Consider the following 3,109-nt stretch of genomic DNA (forward strand, 5'->3'; position numbering starts at 1 on the left):
CGAGCGGCTGGCCCGGGTCGCGGGCGGGCAGCTGGACGCGGCGTTCGTCCGGGCCGTCGAACCGGTGCCGGGTGTACGGGTGCTGCCGTTGTGGGCCGACCCCCTCGTGGCGGCTCTGCCCGCCTCGCATCCGCTGGCCGGACGGTCCGAGATCGGCGTCGGGGAGCTGGCCGCGCTGCCGCTCGCGCTCACCGAGCGCCGGAACAACCCGGCGCTGGTCGACCTCGTCGTCGGCGCCTCTCACGAGGCCGGGTTCGAGCCGCTGCCCGGACCGGTGAGCGGGTCCCTTCAGGACACGCTCGCCACCATCGGCACACGTCCGCTGTGGACGGTCGTCTACGCCTCCCACGCGCGCGTGCTGCACAACCCGCGCGTGGCCTTCGTACCGTTCGAGGCGCCCGGTCTCGCACTGTCGACGGGTCTCGCCGTGCCTGCCGCGCGCCGGCCCCCGCATCTCGACATCCTGCTGCTGGCCTGCGGCGATCACGAGAACTGATCGCTGCGGTCGCGGGCTGCTTCTTGGTCGGAGACGCCTGACGCGATGAACTGGAGTCAGCCAACAGGCCCACCAGTCAAGGGAGTTCAGCATGCCCATCGTGACCATCCAGCAGGGCCCGCGTGACGTCGAGCTGAAGCGGGACCTCGTCAAGCGGGTCACCGACGCCTTCGTCGACGCGTACAAGATCCCCGCCGAGACCGTGCAGGTGTGGATCCACGAGGTGCCCACCGACAGCTGGGGAGCGGCGGGGCAGCTCACAGCCGACAAGTAGCGGGCACATGGATAGGGTGCGTTGCGGGCTGCTCGTGGAAGCCCGCAACGCACCCTGGTATTTCCCTGAGGGGTGCTCAGGAGTTCTTCTGGGTTACGAGTTGACCTGCGTGGTCACCAGGCTGGAGAACGTGGTCAGCCGGGTGTAGACACCCGGGTAACCCGCCTCGGCACAGCCCTCGCCCCAAGAAGTGATCCCTGCCAGGACGCCCCCGATGAGCAGGGGACCGCCGCTGTCGCCCTGGCAGGTGTCTACGCCGCCGGATGTGTATCCGGCGCAAACCATGTCGGACGCGATGAAGTCCGAACCGTAGGAGCTCTTGCAGCTGGTGTCGGACACGGTCGGCACGGTCGCCGTCCGCAGCTGGTTGGAGGAGCTGCCGCTCTCCGAGGTGGTGCCCCAGCCGAGGATGCGGGCGGTGGTGCCGGCCGCGTACACGCTGGTCTGTGAGGAGGAGACGTACGACGCCGTGGTGTACGGCATCGACGTCGACAGGGTCAGCACGGCCACGTCGTCGCCGTTGGTGGCGTCCGTGTAGCTGGGGTTGATCCAGATCTTGCTGACCTTGCTGACGGTGCCGTTCGTACCGTTGAGGTACGTACGGCCGCCGACCACGCGCACGCTGCTGGTGGTCTCGCCGACCATACAGTGAGCGGCGGTGATCACCTTGGTGGCGGAGACGAGCGTGCCGCCGCAGAACTGGTTCTGCGAGGCGTCCGTGATCTGCATGACGAACGGGTACGCCGTCGTCGTGGTCGTGGAACCGCCGACGATGGGCTGGGGGGCTGCCACAGCGGTGGGGGCGCTGAGCAGTGCGGTCGCGGCGGCGGCAGCGGTTGCTGCGACGACGGCCGCGGTTCTCTTTGCGCGGTTGAGCCCGAACATGAGTCTCCTCATTAGGGTTGCCGGTGGGGGGTCGCGCGGGTGTGGGGGTGTGCAACGGGGGTCGCGGGACCGACCCCCGTATGCCCGGGCGAGCGGCACATCTCCAAGCTATGACCCGGCACACCCTGCTCCCAATGAGGGAACCCCCTAGGGGAGTTGGGCAGGGAAAACCCTCGGTCGCCGCACAGTAAACCCGTAGGGTCCTCAGTTCGGACGGCGCCCCGCCGCCAGTCGGACGATATCCACCCGCGAGCGGATCCCCAGCTTCCGGTAGACCCGGGTCAGGGTCGCCTCGACCGTCTTGACGCTGATGAACAGCCGGGCGGCGATCTCCCGGTTGGTGGCGCCCTCCATGACGAGCGCGGCGACCTGACGCTCCATCGAGGCCAGCCCGTCGAGTCCGTCCAGGGCGGGCGGCGCGGGGGTGGCCGCGGGCGCCGGCTCCGGTGCGCGGGTGACGGCGGCCTCGTCCACCTGCCGCAGCCAGGGCAGGGCACGGCAGCGGCGGAACAGACGGGTCGCCTCGTCGTAGGACGTGGGTCCGGGCTGCCGGGTGCGCAGCGACGCCAGTGCGAAGGCGGCGCGGGCCTCCTCCAGGCCGTAGCCCAGTTTGGCGAGCCGGTCCTGAACGGACGTCAGTTGCGCCACGGCCGCGTCGTGTTCGCCACGGGCCGCGCGCACCAGGGCCTCGGCGCGGTCGAGTACGGCCAGGACGCTCTCGCGGCCGAGCCGCAGGGCGCGTTCACGTGTCACGTCGATGACGTCCTGGGCCTCGGCGGTCTCGCCGATCAGGACGAGGGCCTCGGCGAGGTCACCGTGCCAGCGTCCGCGTGCCGGGTCGGTCACCCCGAGGGCCTGCTCCAGTTCGCGGACCCGGCGCAGCGAGCGGACGGTGCCGTGGGCGTCCCCGGCGACCAACTGGGCGTATCCCAGGGCGCCGAGGGCCCGGGACAGATACATCTGGTCGCCTTCCTCCTCGGCGTGCTCGACCGCCTCCCGGGCCAGCGCGAGCGCCTCCTCCACGTCACCGCCGGAGGCCTCGGCCAGCGCCGTGAGCATCGCGGACGCCGTCTGGCCGATTCCGGAGTCGCGGGCCAGCCGGAGGCCCTCGCGGGCCAAATCGAGGGCGCGACCGCAGTGCCCGGAGCGCAGTTCGGTCTCGGCGAAGCCGCGCAGGAAGTGCACCTCGCTCTCCACCGACCCGCGCCGCCGCACCTCGCGCAGCAGCGCGGTGATGGTGGCGCGGGCCTCCGGCAGCTGATCGCTCATCACCAGCCAGCGGAACCGCGCCGAACCGGCGCCGTTGTGATGGCAGGCCACCCTCGGGTCCTGGGGTTCCTTCAGCGCGCGCTTGATGGTGAGGGGGGCGTCCGGATGGCCCATCAGGGTCTCGGTCTGTGCCTGGAAGGAGAGCGCGAGGAGTTCGGTGCGCCGGTCGCCGGCGAGCGCCGCCA

3 protein-coding genes and 1 pseudogene are annotated in these 3,109 nt (G+C 71.1%); 2 read left to right on the top strand and 2 right to left on the bottom strand.

All coding sequences use genetic code 11. The features are described from left to right. Both R6V09_RS49725 and dmpI read left to right on the top strand, forming a co-directional pair. Positions 1 to 496, top strand: a 496-nt coding sequence (locus R6V09_RS49725) for a LysR family substrate-binding domain-containing protein (protein WP_317888029.1), incomplete at its 5' end; no start/stop codon positions are given. 85 nt (positions 497 to 581) lie between these two features. Further along, a pseudogene (gene dmpI, locus R6V09_RS49730) lies at positions 582 to 770 on the top strand (4-oxalocrotonate tautomerase DmpI); the annotation flags it as partial. Between the two features lie 93 nt (positions 771 to 863). On the opposite strand, the gene R6V09_RS49735 reads toward dmpI, so the two are convergent. Further along, a complete protein-coding gene (locus R6V09_RS49735; RefSeq protein WP_317888030.1) occupies positions 864 to 1,655 on the bottom strand; it encodes a S1 family peptidase in 792 nt (263 codons plus the stop codon). Positions 1,656 to 1,859: 204 nt separating this feature from the next. Further along, a partial coding sequence (locus R6V09_RS49740; protein ID WP_317888031.1) for a helix-turn-helix transcriptional regulator occupies positions 1,860 to 3,109 on the bottom strand: 1,250 nt, incomplete at its 5' end.

This window comes from Streptomyces sp. W16, from assembly GCF_033194735.1.
Classification (GTDB): Bacteria; Actinomycetota; Actinomycetes; order Streptomycetales; family Streptomycetaceae; genus Streptomyces.